The organism is Desulfitobacterium sp. LBE, assembly GCF_007830365.1.
Taxonomy (GTDB): Bacteria; Bacillota; Desulfitobacteriia; order Desulfitobacteriales; family Desulfitobacteriaceae; genus Desulfitobacterium; species Desulfitobacterium hafniense.
Genome location: NZ_VLKD01000001.1, coordinates 463,258 through 482,449, shown reverse-complemented (window position 1 = coordinate 482,449; position 19,192 = coordinate 463,258). Strand labels below are relative to the sequence as shown.

Annotated in this window: 21 protein-coding genes; 2 read left to right on the top strand and 19 right to left on the bottom strand. The window is 45.1% G+C overall.

What is annotated here, in order from left to right:
- Positions 1 to 299: 299 nt before the first annotated feature.
- The 18 genes from DESLBE_RS02290 to DESLBE_RS02205 all read right to left on the bottom strand — a co-directional run bounded on the left by DESLBE_RS02290 (position 300) and on the right by DESLBE_RS02205 (position 15,099).
- Positions 300 to 1,361 (bottom strand): hypothetical protein, encoded by a 1,062-nt coding sequence (locus DESLBE_RS02290; protein WP_144674984.1) that lies wholly within the window; start codon positions 1,359 to 1,361, stop codon positions 300 to 302.
- Positions 1,354 to 1,842, bottom strand: coding sequence for a sigma-70 family RNA polymerase sigma factor (locus DESLBE_RS02285; protein ID WP_005816021.1), 489 nt, complete (start codon positions 1,840 to 1,842; stop codon positions 1,354 to 1,356). The genes DESLBE_RS02290 and DESLBE_RS02285 overlap by 8 nt, the downstream gene beginning before the upstream one ends.
- A gap of 142 nt (positions 1,843 to 1,984) precedes the next feature.
- On the bottom strand, positions 1,985 to 2,413 hold the full coding sequence (locus DESLBE_RS02280) for a VOC family protein (protein WP_144674983.1): 429 nt from the start codon (positions 2,411 to 2,413) through the stop codon (positions 1,985 to 1,987).
- A 175-nt stretch (positions 2,414 to 2,588) separates the two neighbouring features.
- Entirely contained in the window at positions 2,589 to 3,254 is a 666-nt protein-coding gene (locus tag DESLBE_RS02275) for a hypothetical protein (protein WP_243131214.1), read from the bottom strand.
- A 348-nt stretch (positions 3,255 to 3,602) separates the two neighbouring features.
- A complete protein-coding gene (locus DESLBE_RS02270; RefSeq protein WP_144674982.1) occupies positions 3,603 to 3,950 on the bottom strand; it encodes a cupin domain-containing protein in 348 nt (115 codons plus the stop codon).
- 97 nt (positions 3,951 to 4,047) lie between these two features.
- Positions 4,048 to 4,491, bottom strand: a complete 444-nt coding sequence (locus DESLBE_RS02265; protein ID WP_144674981.1) for a GNAT family N-acetyltransferase — start codon at positions 4,489 to 4,491, stop codon at positions 4,048 to 4,050.
- 247 nt (positions 4,492 to 4,738) lie between these two features.
- Entirely contained in the window at positions 4,739 to 5,140 is a 402-nt protein-coding gene (locus tag DESLBE_RS26865; protein WP_243131213.1) for a hypothetical protein, read from the bottom strand.
- Between the two features lie 208 nt (positions 5,141 to 5,348).
- Complete coding sequence (locus tag DESLBE_RS02255) at positions 5,349 to 5,699, bottom strand: DUF2200 domain-containing protein (protein WP_015944282.1); 351 nt, start codon at positions 5,697 to 5,699, stop codon at positions 5,349 to 5,351.
- 59 nt (positions 5,700 to 5,758) lie between these two features.
- Entirely contained in the window at positions 5,759 to 6,223 is a 465-nt protein-coding gene (locus DESLBE_RS02250; protein WP_144674980.1) for an SRPBCC domain-containing protein, read from the bottom strand.
- A 153-nt stretch (positions 6,224 to 6,376) separates the two neighbouring features.
- Positions 6,377 to 7,246 carry an aldo/keto reductase gene (locus DESLBE_RS02245; RefSeq protein WP_144674979.1) on the bottom strand — a complete coding sequence of 290 codons (870 nt, stop codon included), beginning with the start codon at positions 7,244 to 7,246 and terminating at the stop codon, positions 6,377 to 6,379.
- Between the two features lie 23 nt (positions 7,247 to 7,269).
- A complete protein-coding gene (locus tag DESLBE_RS02240; RefSeq protein ID WP_015944285.1) occupies positions 7,270 to 8,274 on the bottom strand; it encodes a lipoate--protein ligase in 1,005 nt (334 codons plus the stop codon).
- 44 nt (positions 8,275 to 8,318) lie between these two features.
- Positions 8,319 to 9,653 (bottom strand): D-serine ammonia-lyase, encoded by a 1,335-nt coding sequence (locus DESLBE_RS02235; protein ID WP_172625511.1) that lies wholly within the window; start codon positions 9,651 to 9,653, stop codon positions 8,319 to 8,321.
- A 144-nt stretch (positions 9,654 to 9,797) separates the two neighbouring features.
- Positions 9,798 to 10,655 (bottom strand): DUF6544 family protein, encoded by an 858-nt coding sequence (locus tag DESLBE_RS02230; protein ID WP_144674977.1) that lies wholly within the window; start codon positions 10,653 to 10,655, stop codon positions 9,798 to 9,800.
- A 182-nt stretch (positions 10,656 to 10,837) separates the two neighbouring features.
- On the bottom strand, positions 10,838 to 11,935 hold the full coding sequence (rsgA, locus tag DESLBE_RS02225; protein ID WP_144674976.1) for a ribosome small subunit-dependent GTPase A: 1,098 nt from the start codon (positions 11,933 to 11,935) through the stop codon (positions 10,838 to 10,840).
- A gap of 373 nt (positions 11,936 to 12,308) precedes the next feature.
- Positions 12,309 to 12,932 carry a hypothetical protein gene (locus DESLBE_RS02220; protein ID WP_144674975.1) on the bottom strand — a complete coding sequence of 208 codons (624 nt, stop codon included), beginning with the start codon at positions 12,930 to 12,932 and terminating at the stop codon, positions 12,309 to 12,311.
- 14 nt (positions 12,933 to 12,946) lie between these two features.
- Complete coding sequence (gene floA / locus DESLBE_RS02215) at positions 12,947 to 13,948, bottom strand: flotillin-like protein FloA (RefSeq protein ID WP_005812222.1); 1,002 nt, start codon at positions 13,946 to 13,948, stop codon at positions 12,947 to 12,949.
- Positions 13,949 to 13,987: 39 nt separating this feature from the next.
- Complete coding sequence (locus DESLBE_RS02210; RefSeq protein ID WP_144674974.1) at positions 13,988 to 14,464, bottom strand: NfeD family protein; 477 nt, start codon at positions 14,462 to 14,464, stop codon at positions 13,988 to 13,990.
- Positions 14,465 to 14,511: 47 nt separating this feature from the next.
- On the bottom strand, positions 14,512 to 15,099 hold the full coding sequence (locus DESLBE_RS02205) for a DUF1836 domain-containing protein (RefSeq protein WP_144674973.1): 588 nt from the start codon (positions 15,097 to 15,099) through the stop codon (positions 14,512 to 14,514).
- Positions 15,100 to 15,400: 301 nt separating this feature from the next.
- Here DESLBE_RS02205 and DESLBE_RS02200 point away from each other — a divergent pair, with 301 nt between their 5' ends.
- Together DESLBE_RS02200 and DESLBE_RS02195 are read left to right on the top strand one after the other, a co-directional pair.
- Complete coding sequence (locus DESLBE_RS02200; RefSeq protein ID WP_144674972.1) at positions 15,401 to 16,630, top strand: aminopeptidase; 1,230 nt, start codon at positions 15,401 to 15,403, stop codon at positions 16,628 to 16,630.
- Positions 16,631 to 16,680: 50 nt separating this feature from the next.
- Complete coding sequence (locus DESLBE_RS02195) at positions 16,681 to 17,517, top strand: S1-like domain-containing RNA-binding protein (protein WP_144674971.1); 837 nt, start codon at positions 16,681 to 16,683, stop codon at positions 17,515 to 17,517.
- A 403-nt stretch (positions 17,518 to 17,920) separates the two neighbouring features.
- Here the strand turns inward: DESLBE_RS02195 and DESLBE_RS02190 are convergent, their stop codons facing one another.
- The gene (locus tag DESLBE_RS02190; RefSeq protein ID WP_144674970.1) at positions 17,921 to 19,165 is read right to left on the bottom strand and encodes a DUF401 family protein; all 1,245 of its coding nucleotides are present in this window, start codon (positions 19,163 to 19,165) and stop codon (positions 17,921 to 17,923) included.
- Positions 19,166 to 19,192: the final 27 nt, after the last annotated feature.

Sequence of the window (19,192 nt, the reverse complement as noted above, 5' to 3'; positions counted from 1 at the left end):
ACATTGTCCAAAGTATACATCCTCCTCATAGATGATCCGGAATGACACTTTGTATCATTTTTTTCAGTCTAACATAGGGCTATCAAGTGTTCAATGTAAAAATGGCCCTCTGGGCCGGAATAAACTGCTTGGCTTCGCAAACAGGGGGCAAAGATTCAAAACCTTGCGGATTGGAAATCGGGTAGGAGGCTAACCAACTAATGATTAGCCTTCTACCCGATTCGTCGGCTCACTTGACTGCCAATATCCCAAAGACAGCATCCCCGATTAGAGATGGTGCCCCCATGTGCTCATTTAACTTAATTCTTAACACTTTCAAGGGGAAAGGTGACCCGCCAACTCCCTTCGACTTTCAGGCCAGAAGTAACAAAGTCGCCATACAAGGTATAGCCCTCGATTTCATCTTGGGGAATATCAAAAACATAATTGCCATAATCAATTCGTCCTGGTTGTTCGTATTGATTTGAAAAAGTGAAACTATAATTGTGATCAACTCTGTTCCCGTTGCCATCTTTTAAATAGAAAAAGCCGTGATTGTCGTTGTCCAATGGTTCTTTTACGGCTGTTTGAACATGAAGTTTACCCTCAATATAACCTATACCGGTTAGACTAATGCCCTCTACTGAAAACTCGCTCCTAGGGGCTGATGGCGTAAGTGCAATTGGTTTTTGATCACCGCCCACAAACTTTTTATAATCTAACCCGCCTCCGCCATTAGATGAAACTATTTGTGTACTTTCAGCGACATCAACGTCGGAAAGAGCAATCGGCACCAAGATGTCCTTATAATTTTTCTTATGACTTAAAAATTCACGCACAGAAAAGGTTATTTTATCGCCCACAATATTTTGGTTGCCCCATTCTTCAATCGTGATTAAAAAGGTTGCCGTTTTTGTGCCGGCATCATAGTCCACACGCTCACAGTGTGCAGCACTGTCAAAGGGACGGTTTATCGAATAGCTGTCGAACAAATCGATGGTTGCGTCAACACGATTTTGCTCTGTCAAATCCTGCATGGTAATATACACTTCGGCAATGTTGTCATGAATGTATGCTGAAACTACATCCATTTTAATTCCATTGTCCTCATCAGATTTTTGCACAGTCATAAACAACTGTGCAACCTGTGGGGAAACCAAATACATCAGCTGATATATGGGCTCAACATTGGCAGCTAACACAGGCATTGCCAGTGAAAGACAAAGGCCGATTGATACAAGAGCCACTGCCGGCTTGCGCAATGAATTAAGGGGCTTTTGGCGGCTGCGTGCTTTATTGCGGGTTGTTTGAATTGCTGAATCAACCAGGGTTTCATCCGGTTTGATTTGGCTAAAGAGATTTTTATAATTTTCTCTAAACATAATCGTCCTCCTTAATAACTGCTTTTAATGCTGCTCTTGCTCTTGTCAGCTGAGTGCGAACCGTAGAGTTTTTCCTATTCAATGCTTTGCTTATTTCTTCAATGGACATATCCTCATAATAAAACAAGTAGATAACCCCTCGATATTTGGGCGGCAACTTTTGCAGCTCATAGTATAAGTCCATAGCTTCTTTGGTTTCAAATGCAATATCGTCGTCAATTGGCTGAACATTTTTGAACCACGAGCTGCTCCAAAAGCTTTTGGAGCAGTTTATGGTTACTCGTATGAACCATGCCTTACGATGTTCTTCCTCATGAAACACAGGCTTTTTTTTGATAAAGCGAAGGAACACCTCCTGGAAAATTTCATCTGCATCGTGCCGTGTTCCCATGCGAGCAAAAGCGAGGCGGTATACCAGATCAGAATACTGCTTAATAATTTTTTCTTCGCAATCGTCCGCACGCAGTGATTGTTTTTCCACTTCATAAGCCTCCCTTCACTACTAACACTTTCGATATATGCCAAAAGCTACAATGAAATTGAAAAAAATTTAGCGTACTCATGAGCACGCTAAAGGCAGATTGTATTGTAAACTTTCAGATTTACAGGAATATCGTGATTTTCTATAACAACGCAAAATGGGCACTCTCGATCATTGATTTCATTTCACATAAGCAAAAAGGGTGTCCGGCGGGGTCAAGCATAACTCTCCAATTATTAGAAAATTGCTCATCTGCGATTGTTGCTCCACAATGGATTGCATATTGAACTGCTTTTTCTAAATCATTAACGGCGAAGTCTATATGTGCCATTTGCTGTTGAGCTTCAGGCTCTTCCGGCCACACAGGCGGTTTATACTCAGGATTCCGTTGAAACAATATACCAGGGTATGCTCCCTGATTGGTTCCTGGAGCGTATACACATACCCAATCTTCATCGATAAACATAATTTCCCACTTGAGCAACGCCCCATAAAATTTTGCTAATTCATGGGGGTCTTTGCAATCCACTGTAAATGAGTACATTTTGATTTTCAATTCTTCATCATCCATAACGCTAATACCTCCTAATATAAATAATCTACACTTCAACCTCCTATTTATCTGCGTGATGCAATACCTTTAAATCCATAATATCACATTTTCATGTAAAAAGATTTTTACAGTTAGGTCAAACGATACCGGCCAAGCAGGCGATAAATTGGAATTTGACTGTTGCGCATTGTGCTTATTCTCCACCCAGCCATTGGTCGGCGTGGTGACCGCCGAGCCAATACCAATGAGGATGGTCTAATTGCCACAGCTCGCTGTTTTTATAGTATTCCTGCTCTCTTTCAAGAATTTGCTTATCTTCACCGTAGGAGACTTCGCGGACAATCTCCATTTTCCCGTTTATAAGCTCCCTTTCCACTAATCCGTACCAATCGGTATCCAATTTATTCGTAACGACATATTCACCATCTATAAATTTATAAATACTGCCACCCCAATATCCTGCACCTGAACCTCCCGCTGAGTAAATACACTCTTTCTCCGCATCAAGTGCGGGATTACAAATTTCAGCAAATGATTTTGATGCTGCAAACGACGATGTTTCCGTATTCCATAGCCAACAGTCATACCACGTATTACTGTGCGCGCCCCCGAAAGAGTTCAGGATAATCACATCCTTATATCCGTCGAAGTTTACATCTGTAACGTGAAGTCCCATTGTGTCCATCATTCCATTGTAGACGTGGTAACCGATTACCTTGCCTTCTAAAATCTCCGAAAAATCCGCTGAGAGGATGGATTCGCCGTTTTCGTCATAAACATTAAGGCCCATAACAAAGCCGTACATCCATTCATCCTCTCCCTGCACCACCCCTGTCGCCACAAAGCGATATTCAGGCATACTCTCATGCAAACGGGCCTGAATTTCATATGTATGTAGTCCCGGCAAGGTCAGGCGAATTCGTCGGCTCTAAGGTCATGGGATGAACATTACAGCCACTTATACCCAAAAAGAAGATAAGCAAAGTCAAAAGATAGATGCTTTTTTTTATATTCTATCACCCTTTATTATGTAAATAATCCTCAGTTCAAAGCTACTCGACAAATTCCTGCTTGTCTGTGAAATATTCCAATTTTTAAATATTATAGTACGTTTTTCCGCATAAGAAAAGACACAACTTTCCTTTGACGGAAAACGGTGTCTTTTGCATTACATTATAATTCACATAGCAAGGACAAAGATAAATCATTAAACATTGGCATCTGTTGCAAAAGCCTCTGAACCCATTGGTGAAATTGTGACGTAAAGGCGCAAGACACCTTCGCCGATGTTTATAACCTGCAAGCTTTCCTGCCCATCAACCTGCATTAACTCGCCCACCTGCAACGAGGTCTCCTTGCCATCCGTGACAACCTTGGCATTACCCTCCATGACCTGCAGGAAAAGGGTTGATTCCAGATGGGTGTGTCCCGGCAGTATTTCCCCTTTTGCAATGTTTAAAACAAAGGCAATTACATTATCACTTTTGAAAAGCATCCGCTTGGCGATTTTTCCTTGGGGCTCATGGAAATAATCATTGAAAATAAACTTATTCATAGATAAACCCTCCTTTAATTTAAAGCTAAATTTTAATATACCCCTATTTTGGCATATAATAACTGATTCCTTTTCTGAAAAATGTTCAAATAATTTATTAAACTAATCTCATATATAAAATCGGATAAGGATTTCCTTGCTCGTCTGTGCTAGTTCTTTTATATACCTGAAACCCCATGTGTTCATAGAAGCTTTTTGCTTGCGGATTTTGTTCATTCACCCCTAATTCGTTTATAGAATAGTTTTCCATACCATAATGTAAAAGTTGTTTCCCCAATCCCTTTCCTCTATATTGGGGGGAAATAAAAAGCATTTCCAATTTTCTTTCTTCAATTCCCATAAATGCAACAGGTTTCTTTTCATTATTGACTGCAACAATCAAATGAGCTATCGAGTTCAAAGCCTGTGGAATATACTTCGCTATATTTTTAATCTCTGAATCAGATAAAAATAAATGTGTTTCTCTAACTGATTTATCCCAAACTTCAAGTAGTTGCCCTATTAGGACTGGATTTAATTCGTTTACTTCAATCAGTTTCATATTTTATAGCTCCTTGTCAAATTCCCGTTTATCTATTTGACTGAATAAGATCTTGAATCTATGATACCGTATTTGATTACATAAAAAAGACATAACCTCTCCTTGGCGGAAAGCCATATCTGTTTGAAATAATAATGTAAAAAATTTTGAACTAAACGTCATTCTGTGCAATCGATATCCATAGAATTAAGGTTTACCTATCTATCATTTCAACTTTTTCCGTTCGTCCCATTAATGCATAATACCTTCACCATTCAGTTAACGATTGAAGAGGGATATATACTTCATTTATTAAAAAATGTTCCGTAATACTTTCTGGTTGCAAAGAACAGTCATATTCTTTTCCTTTATGAATAATAACAAAACCTGCCATCACATCAACATCAACTTCATCAATTGTAAATTCAAGAAAATGCCTTGTTTTATATCGAACATTTGGATTTGGCAATTCTAAATCTCCATACTGCTGTAGTATTTTTTTTAGTTCTTTTATATGATCCTCCATTGCCATAATATCAATATCCTGAAATACATCTGCTTTTCCTTTCAAGTATAGCAATAAGGAGCCCCCTACAGCCCAAACAATATTATTTTCATTTAATGCTTTGCCTATCTTTGATAATACACTTAATTTTTTTTCTACATCCATCATAGCTTCCTTTTAAATACAGCTTATCTGTGCGATAAACGAGCGTTAAATCCATAGTATCACCAAAGAAAAGACATAGCAATTCCTTGGCGGAAAGCCATGTCTTGATTGGTGTCGATGGCATGAGTATTAAAATGTTTTTATAAAAAGAAAATAGCGACGTGTTTTTGCCAGACGCCGCTATTGGGGATTCTTATAAGACTTGGATTTATTCTCTTAATATTTTCTGCATTGCTTTACCTTTAGCCAACTCGTCAATTAGTTTATCCAAATATCGGACTTGCCGCATTAATTCATCTTCTATCTCTTCCACCCGATATCCACAAATCACTCCTTTGATCAGTGAAGCATTGGGATTAATACGAGGTGCTTGTTTGAAGAAGGTTTCCAGATCAACTTCATCAGTTATTTGTTGTTGTAATGACTGTTCATCATAACCGGTAAGCCAAAAGATGATTTCATTGACTTCTTTTTGTGTTCTTCCTTTTTTCTCTGCTTTTTGTAGATAGAGCGGATAGATGCTGGAAAAAGACATTGTATAAATTCGCGGTTTCTCCATTGGGGAATTCTCCTTTGCTTTTTATCAAGAACAATGACACATTATCCAAACACTGGACACTAACTATGAGAGACCTTCATCAACCTATCCTCCAATTGAGCAAGAACCAAAGGCCATGCTTGTTCATGCCTATCCCTCGATTCTTCATCTGAAAACCCTGCATGATTTAATCGTAATATTGTTCCACCCTCAACCTCTTTTAATTCCACAGTCACAACCGTTTCAGCACCTTTAGTTCCCTCAGCACCCGTTAGCCATGTAAGTTCGACCAGTTGGCCAGGCATAAGTCTAAGAAAACGGCCATAGTGAGGATGGCGATTTCCCTCATAGGCTGTTTCAAAGTAAAAAACAGTGTTAACTTCACCTTGCATCAGGACTGAACCCGGCTCTGCGAACCAGAGGTCAAACTGTTCAGTCCAGGCACGATATAATATATCGGGTGGAAATGACATCGCCCTCTCTACAGAAAGATTAAATGGCCGCAATGATAAATCAGGTATACAGATTGGTATTGTTTGTTCCACAAGTCAATCTCCTTTTATCGTTTATCTTGCCAATAACGCATTACCTACTATTATGCTACAAACTATAAATAGTCGGAATGTAGCTATCAAATCACACAATAAGCCTATTCTCACAGTATCATGTATGTAAGATATAAACCTCTGTCCGGAGGATTATAATATATCCAAGTAAGTTTTATGTTGGGGAGCGGGAAAAGCGAGATTAATTCTTTGCCAATCTTCCTCATGGATCGAGATATCGTAAACCCGGGCATTATCCTTGACATGGTCGAGCTGAGACGCCTTGGGTATGGCCATAACATTCTCCTGCCCCAAGACAAAGCAAAGGAGTATCTGCTCCACAGTCAGGCCATAGTTTTGGGCAATCTCCTGAACTACTGGGTTTTGGGCTATTCTTTGCCGTGTGCTCAGATTATGAGCCATGGGGCAGTAAGCCATCATCGGCAGCCGGTGCGCTTCGAGCCATGGCTGCAAATCATATTCAGTCCCCCGGGAATTTAAGTGGTAGAGCACTTGATTTGTTGAGCACCTATCCCCTCCGGGTGTTTGCCAAAGCTCTTCCATATCCTCCGTATCAAAATTGGACACGCCCCAATGCTTGATCTTTCCTTGAGCCACTAACTCGTTCATGCACTCCACAGTCTCTTCAAGGGGGATATTTCCCCGCCAGTGGAGCAGATACAGATCAAGATAGTCCAGGCCAAGACGCCTTAAAGAAGCCTCACAGCTTTTGAAGATCGTCTTGCGCCCGGCATGATGAGGATAGACTTTCGAGACGATATGGAGGGTTTCCCGAGGATAAGGCTTGATCGCTTCTCCCACTAATTCCTCCGCCGCTCCCTCTCCATACATCTCAGCCGTATCGATCAGGGTCATTCCGTACTCGATTCCCATGGCCAGAGCTTTAACCTCTTGCTGCCATAGCCGGCTTTTCTCCCCCATATACCAGGTCCCCTGGCCGAGTTTGGCCAGTTTGGTTCCATCGGGCAGAAGGACTTCCCGGAGGATCTTTTTCTGATTCATTCTCTCTACCTTCCTTTCCTCCCTTAAACGTCTTTAATCTTTTCGCCAATCCATTCTTTCATATCCTGAAGAATCATCAGATCTTCTTCCTGAACCTGAAGTGATTCCAAGGCAAGAAGCAATTCACTACTGTTCAGAGTCCGGTTAAGAAATGAAGCACTGATCTCCTGGATGAGGTGTGCATTCATAGCATCAGAATAGATGGTTGAGCCAATAATCTTGCCTTGGCGCAGAGTAAAGCCTAATTCTATCCCTCCCCAGGGAAAACGGGTCTCCAGGACAAGGTCAAATTGGGGCGTCTTACCGTAGCGCCAATCCCAGGAAGCGTATTTTTCATAAAGTCCGCCCAGGTCATAATCCGTATCCTTTATACGCAGAGGCTCCGGACAGGCACCATAGAGGCTTTGAAAGCTTGCCATCAGAGTTCCCTTCATCTCCTCAATGGACAAATCCGGTAAATAATTGCGGAGGTTGGTGATCCGGGATTGAACCGACTGTACTCCCTTGGCCGCCATTTTTTCCTTGGATACCTGAAGGTATTTCCCCACTTTTTCCCCGTCCACATGAACAAGAACCGTACCGTGGTGGTATGCTTTATCTTTTTCAAAATAGAAAGCATTCCCCGAAAACTTCTTTCCCTCCACAGTCAGATCATTGCGGCCGGTAAATTCGGCTTGAATTCCTAAACTGTTTACTCCCCCTAAGATAACCTGGAGCTGTTTGTGCAAATCATAAAGCTCCCGATCCATAATAAAGGTAAAATTGAGATTGCCTAAATCATGAAAAACCGCCCCGCCCCCGGAAAGACGACGGGCCAGTTTTCCTCCATCTTCTTCAAGAAGGGTACAGCGGCATTCCTGCCAGGGATTTTGATTTCTTCCGATAACTACGGTGTTTTGATTTTGCCATAGATAAAGGAGGATCTGATCTTTCTCCACCTTATGTAAAAGGAATTCTTCCAAGGCCAGATTGTGCCAGGGATCAAATGAATCAGACAGCACAATTTTAGTTTTTACCGGGCAAGACATGGGGACCCCCCTCCTTATCGATTAGTATTACCTGAAATAACCCTCTATTTTCCTCGTGACAGATAGTCCTTCATCACTTCCACAGGGACGAGACTGCCGCCGGTCGCCCAAATCAGATGGGTTCCCTTTTTCAATCCCTCTTCAAGCCGGTGCTCCCTGATATATTGAAGGCCTTCCTTACACAGCAGGAGCCGGGCCGGACCGGCCATTCCTGCCAAAGCCGAAGGCTCGCATTGTATCCCCTGAGCTTGATCAAGAGCCTGCAGCAAGCGGAAAAGTTCTGCATCCTCCACGGTGAAGGCCCCGCTCAGCAAGCCTGCCATGATCTTGCCTACGAAGCGGGAAGCTCTGCCTACGGCCAACCCATCGGCTTCGGTCTTGTTATCCAGCCCAATATCCTGAACAGCGATGCCATCATGAAGCCCTGTCGCTAATCCCAACACCATACAGGGAGAATGAGTCGGCTCGGCAAAGAAACAATGAACATGCTCCTGGAACACCTGCTTTAAGCCAAAGGTCACTCCCCCCGGTCCCCCTCCCACCCCACAGGGCAGGTAAACAAAAAGAGGGTGGTCGGCATCAACCTTGCGGTTCAATTTTTCTAATTGCTCCTTAAGCCTCAGTCCTGCTACAGCATAGCCTAAAAACAGATCCCGGGAATTCTCATCGTCAATAAAGTGACAGCGGGGATCACCTTCAGCCTGCCTGCGGCCTTCTTCCACAGCTTTACTATAGTCGGAGGTGTATTCAATCACCTCCACTCCCTTGGAGCGCAAAAGTGCTTTTTTCCACCCTTTGGCATCGGCAGACATATGGACAGTGACTTGAAAGCCCAATTCAGCTCCCATCACGCCGATGCTCAACCCGAGATTTCCTGTGGAACCCACAGCAATTTTATAATGAGACAAAACCTCTCTGAACGAAGAATCCTTTAACTTGGCATAATCGTCTTCCCTGGTCAATAGGCCCTGTTTAATAAGAGTTTCTTCGGCATGTTTGAGAACTTCATAAATCCCACCCCGCGCCTTGATAGAGCCGGAAATCGGCAGCTGATGATCGCATTTCAGCCAGATATCTCCGGGTATCTGAAGGCCATAACAGGATTCTAAATAGCTCTGCATCCTTTTTATAGGGACAATAGGGGACTCGATGAGACCTTGAGCCGGTTGTGTCTCCGGGAAGGCTTTAGCCAGGTAAGGAGCAAAACGCCGCAATCGTTCTTCTGCATCGTGAATATCGGAGAGACTGATTCCGAATTGGGCCTCCTTGAATTCCTTAGTTGCCCGATAATAAGGATTAATCCAGAAAATTTCCCGGGCTGCTCTCAAATCCTGCACCACGGGGGTATGGGGTATAACCTCAGGGCTTTTCCCTGTCATGTCTCGCTTGTCCACCTCATTCCTCCTTTGCTTTGCTTTCCTTTGCTTCCTTCTAGAACATTATATCCCGACTTTATTAATAAAAACAGATCAGGAGCCAAGCCCTAATCTGTTTCACCGCCAATATCTTCCCCACTATTCTTATCACTGATATCGAAAAGGCTTATTGTATTCCAGTTCTTTGACTTTAAAGTGATACCAGTGGAAATCTCCCGAATCCAGTTTCCAGATGAGATCCCCTTGGGAAGGAACAATCATCCCCTTAAACTCCTGATGCTCTTGGATGGTACAAGCCCATGTCTCCAGACGGTATTCACCATCAAATTCTCCGTAGCGTTCGGCTTCGAAGCTGAGCACTTCACCCTGCTCATTAAAGGTGAAGATTCCTGAAGCGGTTACCCCTTCATAACTCATGGTTGCTTCAGCAGATGTATCGCTCAGCTCCCGCCACTGAATATAATCATTTAAAGCCGCTGCGGGAGACCACATCATCTCAGCGAGATAGCGCAGGAGAGACCCTTGATCGATTTCCTTCCCCTGACCGTCGGCTACAGTGACCAGGGACAGTGCTTTAATCAGCATCTTACCATGTCCGTCAACATACTTATCCCGGCCTGATATATGGAGCAAAGGCGCCATTTGAATATCGGCATGCCATATAAACCCAGGTTCGGCCATGCGGAAATACTGCTCAACCTCCCCCTTCATCCAGGGCTGATCGGCCTTTAATCTTAACCTTATCTCCTGTTTTGTCCTTGCGGCTATCACCCGCTCTTTTCCCACAACCTGAGAGTGCAGAAGCCATTTTTGAACAGCAGGGGGAAGTTTCTCAAGATCAGAACGCTGCACGGTCCCTTGAGCATCTTCTATCCCCTTATAAAATTGGTCAACTTCCTCAGCGACTCTTTGGGCAAACTGAAATTTGGCAATTGTGGTTACAGCGGCACAGACTATAAAAATCATAAGAATTATGGCGAGAATAACAAGAAGAATTTTTCCCACAGGAAATCCCCCTCACTCATTGATATCACTTAGCTATATCACTCCAAGTCAAGTTATACTATTCACATAGCGAGGTGGGGAAAGGGTCAGATGACCCTTTCCTACAGCCTTTTACGATTCACTTCATTGAAACCATGCCATTGAACCTATTCCATAGAACGCTATTCAATTGGGGTTAATCCCTAGCGCTTCGTCTGATAGTGCTCTTTGATCTGCTGAGTGATCTTTTTCCATTTCTTCTTTTCTTCAAGCTGTTCATGAAGATTGGTCTTGCGGGAAATATAGCGGGCTTCCCGCTGCAGCTTCTTAAAGCTTTCATAGCGTTCTTCGCTGAGCATTCCTTCAGCAATAGCCTTTTGCACAGCGCAGCCAGGCTCACTTTCATGCTGACAATCGGAGAAACGGCAGTTCCCGGCATAGGCCGCGATATCTTCAAAAGCTTCACTCAAGCCTTCCCCGCTGCCAAAAAGCTGAATCTCCCGCATGCCTGGAGTATCAATCAACACCCCACCCTGGGGCAGGAGAAAAAGCTCCCGGGAAGTGGTGGTGTGACGGCCCCGGCTATCTTTCTCCCGAACCTCATAAGTCAGCTGGACATTTTGGCCCAGAAGATAGTTGACCAAGGTGGACTTGCCGGCTCCTGATGAACCCAGCAAAGCAATGGTCTGCCCCTGCCGGGTATAGGGAGCTATGGCACTTACTCCATCTCCTGTAGCACAGCTTATGGGCAGAATATCCACACCGGGGGCGGCATCTTGAACTTGCCTGACTTTCTCCTCAACATCATCACAAAGATCCGTCTTACTCAAAACAAGCACAGGATGAGCCCCGCTCTCCCAAGCAAGGGTAAGGTAACGTTCAATTCTGCGCACATTAAAATCAAAATTCAACGCATTGACGAGAAACACTGTGTCGATGTTGGTGGCAACAATTTGCTCAGCCGAGGTTTTTCCGGCAGCTTTGCGGGAAAACTTGCTTTTTCTGGGCAGTATGCTCTGAATGATGACATCCTGATCCTCATGATCTTTGATACTCTCTGCCCTGCCCTCCAGAACGACCCAATCTCCTACCGCAGGAAAATCACTGCGCTCCAAAGCGGCATAACGCATTTTTCCGGAAACGACGGCCCAGACCTCGCCAAATTCCGTCCATACTTTAAATCGATCGCGATATTCCGCCGCGACACGGCCTGGATGGAAACCAGACTTTAAATAAGGTTGAAAAAGCTCCTGCCAAGCATCATTCCAACCCAGTTCTTTAAGTTCATATTGACAATTCAAATGGGAATCCTCCTTGACTTCTGAAATGGTCACGGAAGTCCCGTTTTAGGTGAGGGTATCAGCTAAAAATAGGTCCTTTCGTGACGTTGAAACTTTGCATGGACCCTAAGACAATGACCGACTCTTTATTTACCATAATTCAACACCTCTCCATCTATTAGGCAGGCTTGGCTTCAGGTGAGGTTTCAATCCCAGCCGAAGGCCAGCCGCCCTTATCCTCACTGAGGATAAGCTATACTTATTGTACGCTTAATGAGAAATTAATCAAGCTCCCCCAAAGGCCCAGTATGAAAAAAGCGCCCAAGTTTTTACACTCAGGCGATTAATCCCCAATCATATCTTTTGTTCAATTCATCTATAGCTTTGCACCAGGTTAAATTCTGCGGTTATAGGCATATTTATTGTAAGCCCGCGGCTTACCCAGCACCTCTGCCCAAATGATCCCTTGGACAAGAGGATTATCAGACACAGCCGGGAAAACCGGCTTTTCCTGTTCTACGGGCTTAGCAGAAGCATACCTTGGTTTCCCTTCAGGCTTCCCAAGGGATTCCTTGCCTGTTTTTCCGCTGAAAGCGCTTTCCCGGTCAAAGGATCCCTCGCTTCCCCACATTCCTTCACTGCCCACACTGCCTTCAACACCGGCGGTTCCTTCCGTTCCCCAAGTCCCTTCCGTAGAAAAGCCCTCAACTCTTTCGCTGCCTTCTCTGCCATAGCTTTGAGGGGTGCTTGGATATCTTGGGGCAGGTGAAGGACGGGAAGGTCGATCGATGGGTTCTTCTTTAGGAAACAATTCCCGCTCCAGCTCTTCAAACATCTCCCGCCAGCCAGACCGGGCTGGCTTGGTCTCCTGACGTGAATAAGGAGTACGGTCGCTCTGCTGTCCCTGAGGCCGGGTAGTGGGTGGGCGTCGGTTTTGCGGTTTTTTCTTATTCGGGCTGAAGATCGTGGATACTGCATAGATGAAAATTATAATCGGTATCCATGAGAATAGATCCATATCATGTCACCACCCTACTTTTTCGGGTTGGAGTCAGTGTTGGAGTTGCTGGAACGAGCAATGTTATCCCGCATACTCGTATCAGCCATAATGTTTTGCATAGTGTAATAATCCATAACTCCCAGTTTGCCTTCTTTTAATGCTTCCGCTAAAGCTCTGGGCACTTCGGATTCAGCTTCAACAACTTTGGCACGCATTTCCTGAACATAGGCAATCATTTCCTGTTCTTTGGCTACCGCCATAGCACGGCGCTCTTCAGCTTTGGCCTGGGCAATGCGTTTATCTGCCTCCGCTTGGTCTGTTTGCAGTTGGGCACCGATATTCTTACCCACATCCACATCGGCAATATCAATGGAGAGAATCTCAAAGGCCGTTCCTGAGTCTAAGCCTTTAGCCAAAACCGTACGGGATACCATGTCCGGGTTTTCCAGGACTTTCTCATGAGACAGGGATGAACCAATACTGGTGACAATACCTTCTCCGACACGGGCGATAATGGTTTCCTCTCCCGCCCCACCGACGAGACGATCGATATTGGCACGCACGGTTACCCGGGCTTTGACACGAAGCTCAATTCCATTCTTAGCCACAGCGGAGACAACGGGCGTTTCAATGACTTTCGGATTAACGGACATTTGCACCGCTTCCAATACATCACGGCCCGCCAAATCGATAGCGGCTGCTCTTTCAAATTGAAGAGGAATGGCTGCACGTTCTGCTGCAATCAAAGCATTGACGACTCTGTCTACATTACCGCCGGCCAGATAATGGGCTTCCAGCTGGGCCGTAGTCACACGTAAGCCCGCTTTATGAGCTTTAATCAAAGGATTGACGATCCGGGAAGGTGTAACGCGTCTTAACCGCATTCCAACTAAGGTAAAAATCCCTACATTAACACCTGCAGCCAAAGCTGAGATCCAGAGACCTACCGGAATAAATGTAAATACGACACTGATGAGAATTAAAGCTAACGCTAAAAGAATAATTGGCATTAAAACTTCGATTGGCATATTCATTCGCCCAAAAAGGGCTCCACCTCCATTTATTATAATCTACTAAGACATTTGCCGGACCACAACCCGTGTCCCTTCTACAGCAATAACCTTGACGGGGCTGTGAGTGTCGATGAAACCTCCTTCCGTAACAACATCCAATCTCTTGCCGTCAAAATCTGCTGTTCCGGCTGGACGCAAAGGGCTGATAGCCACTCCTTCGCAACCGACATAACTCTCCAGATCCACGGTGGGGGCAACATAACCTTCTCGATTGGATTGCTTGGCATTTAAGGAAAAACGCTGCCAGAACCGCCGGGTGCGGGGAAAGCGAAAACTCAAAGCCACAAGGATTCCCAGGATGAGCAGCATTGTGCAGACGTAGGCTACCCCATGCAAAGCCGATTCTGCCGTCAGGAAAATTCCTGCCGATAAAAGCACCAGTCCTGCTATGCCCAGAATTCCACCAGGAATAAAAATCTCCAAAAACAAAAAAGATAAACCTAAAATAACCAGCGCCACAACTCCACCTGTCACCATAAATTCTTCCCTCCTCTCATCTTATCCATGTATCTATGCTTGTTTTATCAGGACTCTTCTCCTGGAGTGCCGGCCCGGGAAATATTCTTCAGCCATCGCTGAGCTATCTGTTTATAGAGGTTTGCCCTGGCCAAAAGATCTAAAATAACCAGAGTCGCTGCTACTTTGTCTTTGTCATCTTCGCTAAGATCTTCACCAGCAAGAATCTGATTGACTTCCTTAGGCAATTGCTCAAGAGAGGTGACCCAATCCTTTTGCGAGAGATCAAAGATCTCGCTGTAATACCTATAGAGCTTGGCGGGATTAATACGATCATCGCTGTTATCTTCAAGATTCAAGTTGACAAAGCTCAATAATTGGGATGCTTCTTCAAGGGATAGAATATTTCTTAAATCGTTGATCAGAAGAATATTGGCAACCTGCTCCCGGGTATATTTCTTCTTCTGTGGATTAGGCAGGTACTTCCTCTTCACCCAATTCTGGATATGGGTGTTATTGATATCATTCTGGGCAACCCGGTGTGCCACTTCCACTACCTGAGAAAGCATCATCGAATCCAGTTCCAGATAAGGCAAAGCTTTCTTTTTCGGTTCAAAATGATTGGCTATTTCCATAATCTCCTTAAGATGATTCATAAATTGATCACCTCCTTTTCTATATTTACCTTCAACAATCCTGTCCAGCGCTGCCAGTGCCAGGGCAAGACAACTACACTATCAATATTAACTCATTTAACCATTATGTTTAACTCATTTAGTAATCTCATTAACTATATTATAAGTTCACTATGACCATATGTCAATAGTCTTTCGAACTCTTTTCGGAATAATTTTCTTCACCTTCACCGGCTTTGAGTTCACTTCCTTAAGGAGGATATGCTATAATCTTTCATTAGAGGTAATTTATGTCCACGAAATTGGAAAGGAGCCAACCAGCATGAATAAACAATTTCTCGATAAATACGCACGCCTTGTCGTTAAAACCGGTATCAATCTCCAACCTAAGCAAATTCTGGTGATTAAGTCGCCTATTGAATGCGCCGAATTCACCCGCAAGATCTCTGAGATCGCTTTTCAGGAAGGTGCGAAAGATGTCGTCATTTTTTGGGGAGATGAGCTCACCTCCAAAATTCGCTATCTCCATGGTCCGGAGGAAATCTTCGATGAATTCCCCGCATGGCAGAAAGCTTTCTTCGTCGACTATGCCCGGCAAGGGGCAGCTTTCCTGAGTATCGCGGCCTCCGATCCGGAACTTATGAAGGAAGTTGATCCCGAACGTATGGTGAGAGCGCAGCGAGCTCACTCCATCGCTTTAAAGGAACACCGGGAGCGCCTCATGAGCAATCAGAACTCCTGGTGCGTGGTTTCCGTACCTACCCAGGCCTGGGCCCAAAAAGTCTTCCCCGCTGCCGGCCCGGAAGCAGCCGTGGAAAAGCTCTGGGAGGCCATCTTTGCATCCGTTCGGGCCGATCAGGACGACCCTGTCCAAGCCTGGGATGAGCACAAAGCAAACCTTAAACGGAGTATGGATTTTATGAATACCCATCGTTTCCGCACCCTGCATTTCAAAAATTCTTTAGGTACGGATTTGTGGGTTGAGCTGCCGGAAGACCATCTTTGGCTTGCCGGTGCAGAGCACACAGCAGAAGGCCTTGAATTTATTGCCAACATGCCCACGGAGGAAGTATTTACCCTTCCCAAAAAGACCGGGGTCAACGGCAAGGCCGTCAGCTCTATGCCTTTAAATCATAACGGCAACCTCATCAAGAATTTTACCCTGACCTTTAAAGATGGCCGGGTCATTGATTACAGTGCCGAAGAAGGATTAGAAAGCTTAAAAGGCCTCATCACCACCGATGAAGGTTCTCATTATCTTGGTGAAGTTGCTCTGGTACCTTACGACTCCCCTATTTCCAATGCCAAAATCCTCTTCTATAATACCCTCTTTGATGAAAATGCCGCTTGTCACTTAGCTCTGGGCAAAGCTTATGCCGTCACTCTGAAAAACGGCGATAAACTGAGCGAAAAAGAATTAGAGGAAGCCGGAGTTAATGATTCCTTGCTTCATGAAGATTTTATGATCGGTACAGCCGATCTGAACATCACCGGAGTTACCGCCGAGGGTCAGGAGATTCCCATCTTTATTCAGGGGAACTTTGCCTTTTAATCACTGAAAGAAGTCTCGTTCAATTAAAACATGTTAAGGAGGCGCTTCCCATTATCCAGGTCGGTAAAATCAATCAGCTCAATGTAGCTAACCTTGCCTCTTTTGGGGTCTATCTCGATGCCGGGACCGGTAACCGCAAAGATAATGTCCTGCTGCCGGGAAATGAATGCCCTGACGACATCAAAGAAGGGGATAATTTAGAGGTATTCATTTACCATGATTCGGAAGACCGCTTGATCGCCACACGCCAAAAGCCCTTAGCCCAAGCGGGAGAACTTGCCTATCTCAACGTTACCGCCAAGACAAAATTTGGCGCTTTCCTGGACTTTGGCCTGGAGCGCGGTCTCTTTCTGCCCTTCCGGGAACAGAAATACCCCGTAGAAGTAAATAAAAGTTATCTTGTTTACCTTTATTTAGATAAAAGCGGACGCTTATCTTCCACAACGGATATCACTGACTTTCTCAGCTCCGCTTCTCCTTATCAAAAAAGCGACTCCGTTACAGGAACCGTCTACCAGATTCATCCCGACATCGGCGTTTTTGTAGCAGTTGATAATCAATATCTGGGCCTGATTCCCCGTACGGAAAATTATTCAGATCTGAAATGGGGGGACCGGGTCCAGGCTCGGGTGATTCGAGTCCGGGACGACGGAAAACTGGACCTTTCTTCCCGCAATCTCTCCCACCAACAGATGAACGTGGATGCCGAGCTTCTCATCAACGCCATGAATGCCCACGGCGGAATACTTCCCCTCAATGAAAAAGCCAGCCCCGAGGAGATCGAAAAAGTTTTTCACCTGAGCAAAGCCGCCTTTAAACGGGCAGTGGGAACCCTGCTCAAGAGCGGGCGCATCAAAAAGCATGGTGATGAGCTCAGGCTTCCCTGAGCTATGAGCTTTAGACAGCCAAAACAAACAACGGCAGATGCCTGTCCCTTAGAGGATGGTATCTGCTGTTCTCTTATGTTGAAAGCTAGTCTCCATGATTTTGTTTACACTGGTCGCTTAATAAGCTGCGCGGACAAAACTAACGCGAAAAGCCCGCCGCTCCGAAAGGTGCCCCGCCAAATCGCTCCTGCTCAATGGCGGGTTGGAAACGTCCTGTTTCCAACCTTTCTCCGCTGCGTGCTTTTCACGAAGTTTTGTTTCCACTCGCTTAAATTCGCTTCCCTTGTGTAAAGCAAAATCCTTGGGCTGCTTTTCAGGTCTGAGCGGGCGAGGCGCTGTGGGAAATGCGAGTAAGCGCCTAAAATAGTTCGCCCTAAGCCGCCTTTTCATCCTCTGCCGCTCCTTAAATCAAATGAACAACCGCCATAAAGGTCAAAATCATCACTTCCAGCAAAAGCACCGGCTTTAAAATCTTAAAAAGATCGGCTTTGAAATACTCCGCGGTGACAATCAGACAGAGATGGGCTGGCGACAGCATAGCTCCGGCAATCGCCATGATATAAGCGACTGTAGCCGTCTCCAGATTTCCGGGGTAGAACGCCGAAAGGATGGGGAAAATAACGGCCACCGCTCCCTGAGGGGAACCGGTGAGCAAGGCTACGATCAAAGATCCCAGGCCCAGCATGACGACAACCGGAATATTTGTCCCCTGAAAAAAGGCAATAAGCTCCTGGACGATTCCGGATACCGTTAAGACATGTTGGAAAAACAAAATGCCCAAAATACCCCAAAGAATCTTCTTTTCAAAGGCTTCCCGAAGCATGGTGACAAGCTGCTGCCTGGTAAAGCGCAGGATGATCACCATACCTGACACGACTATGCCCATGGAAAGAGCGGCACTTAAATCAAAGGCCACCACTAAAATAATATTTACCAGGATGGGACCTACTCCCAGCAGAAAATAATGAAACGGACTCCTGCTCTTTAAATAATTGGCCTGATTTTTGCCGCAATCTAGATCCTTGACTGAATCATTTTGGACAGCAGGCCCACTCTGAAACCCTTTACCCGTCAGAATAAATACCACCCCAAGGAGTAAGGCAAGCAGAGTATAGCCGATCATATTGGCCACAAAGGTGCCTAAAGGTATGCCTGTAATTTGGCTTGCCAGGAGAACTCCCGGAATAATCGGGTTGCCATACTCCCAAATATGACGAAACCAATAATTGATTGCGCCTTTTTTCTCAGGAGACAGCGAAAATTTCTTGCTTGCCTGCTCTACCATGGGGGCTGAGAAGATCGCTCCTCCCAAAGAAGGAAGCAAGCCCAGGAAGGTGGGCATAAAGGCCAGCAGGACGCGGTCGCTGCGCAGCAAGGGTTTCATGGCGGCCATGAAGCCTTCGATAATGCCGGTGGTCCGCAAAAGGTGTTCCAGGCACATGACAAAATACATGGCAAAGACGACTTCCCAGGTGCCGACCTCCCGCAGGGTCGTCTGTATGGCGGCATCGGCTTTGCCTAAGGTTGGCGATGATATCAGGAATAAGACTATCGACCCGGCCAGCATGGCATGGCCGATTTGGACTTTTTTGCGCAGCAGCCAAACAACCATGGCTAATGTAACACTAATTTTTGCTATGACAAACACAGACTTCAGCGTCCCTTCTTTAGTACC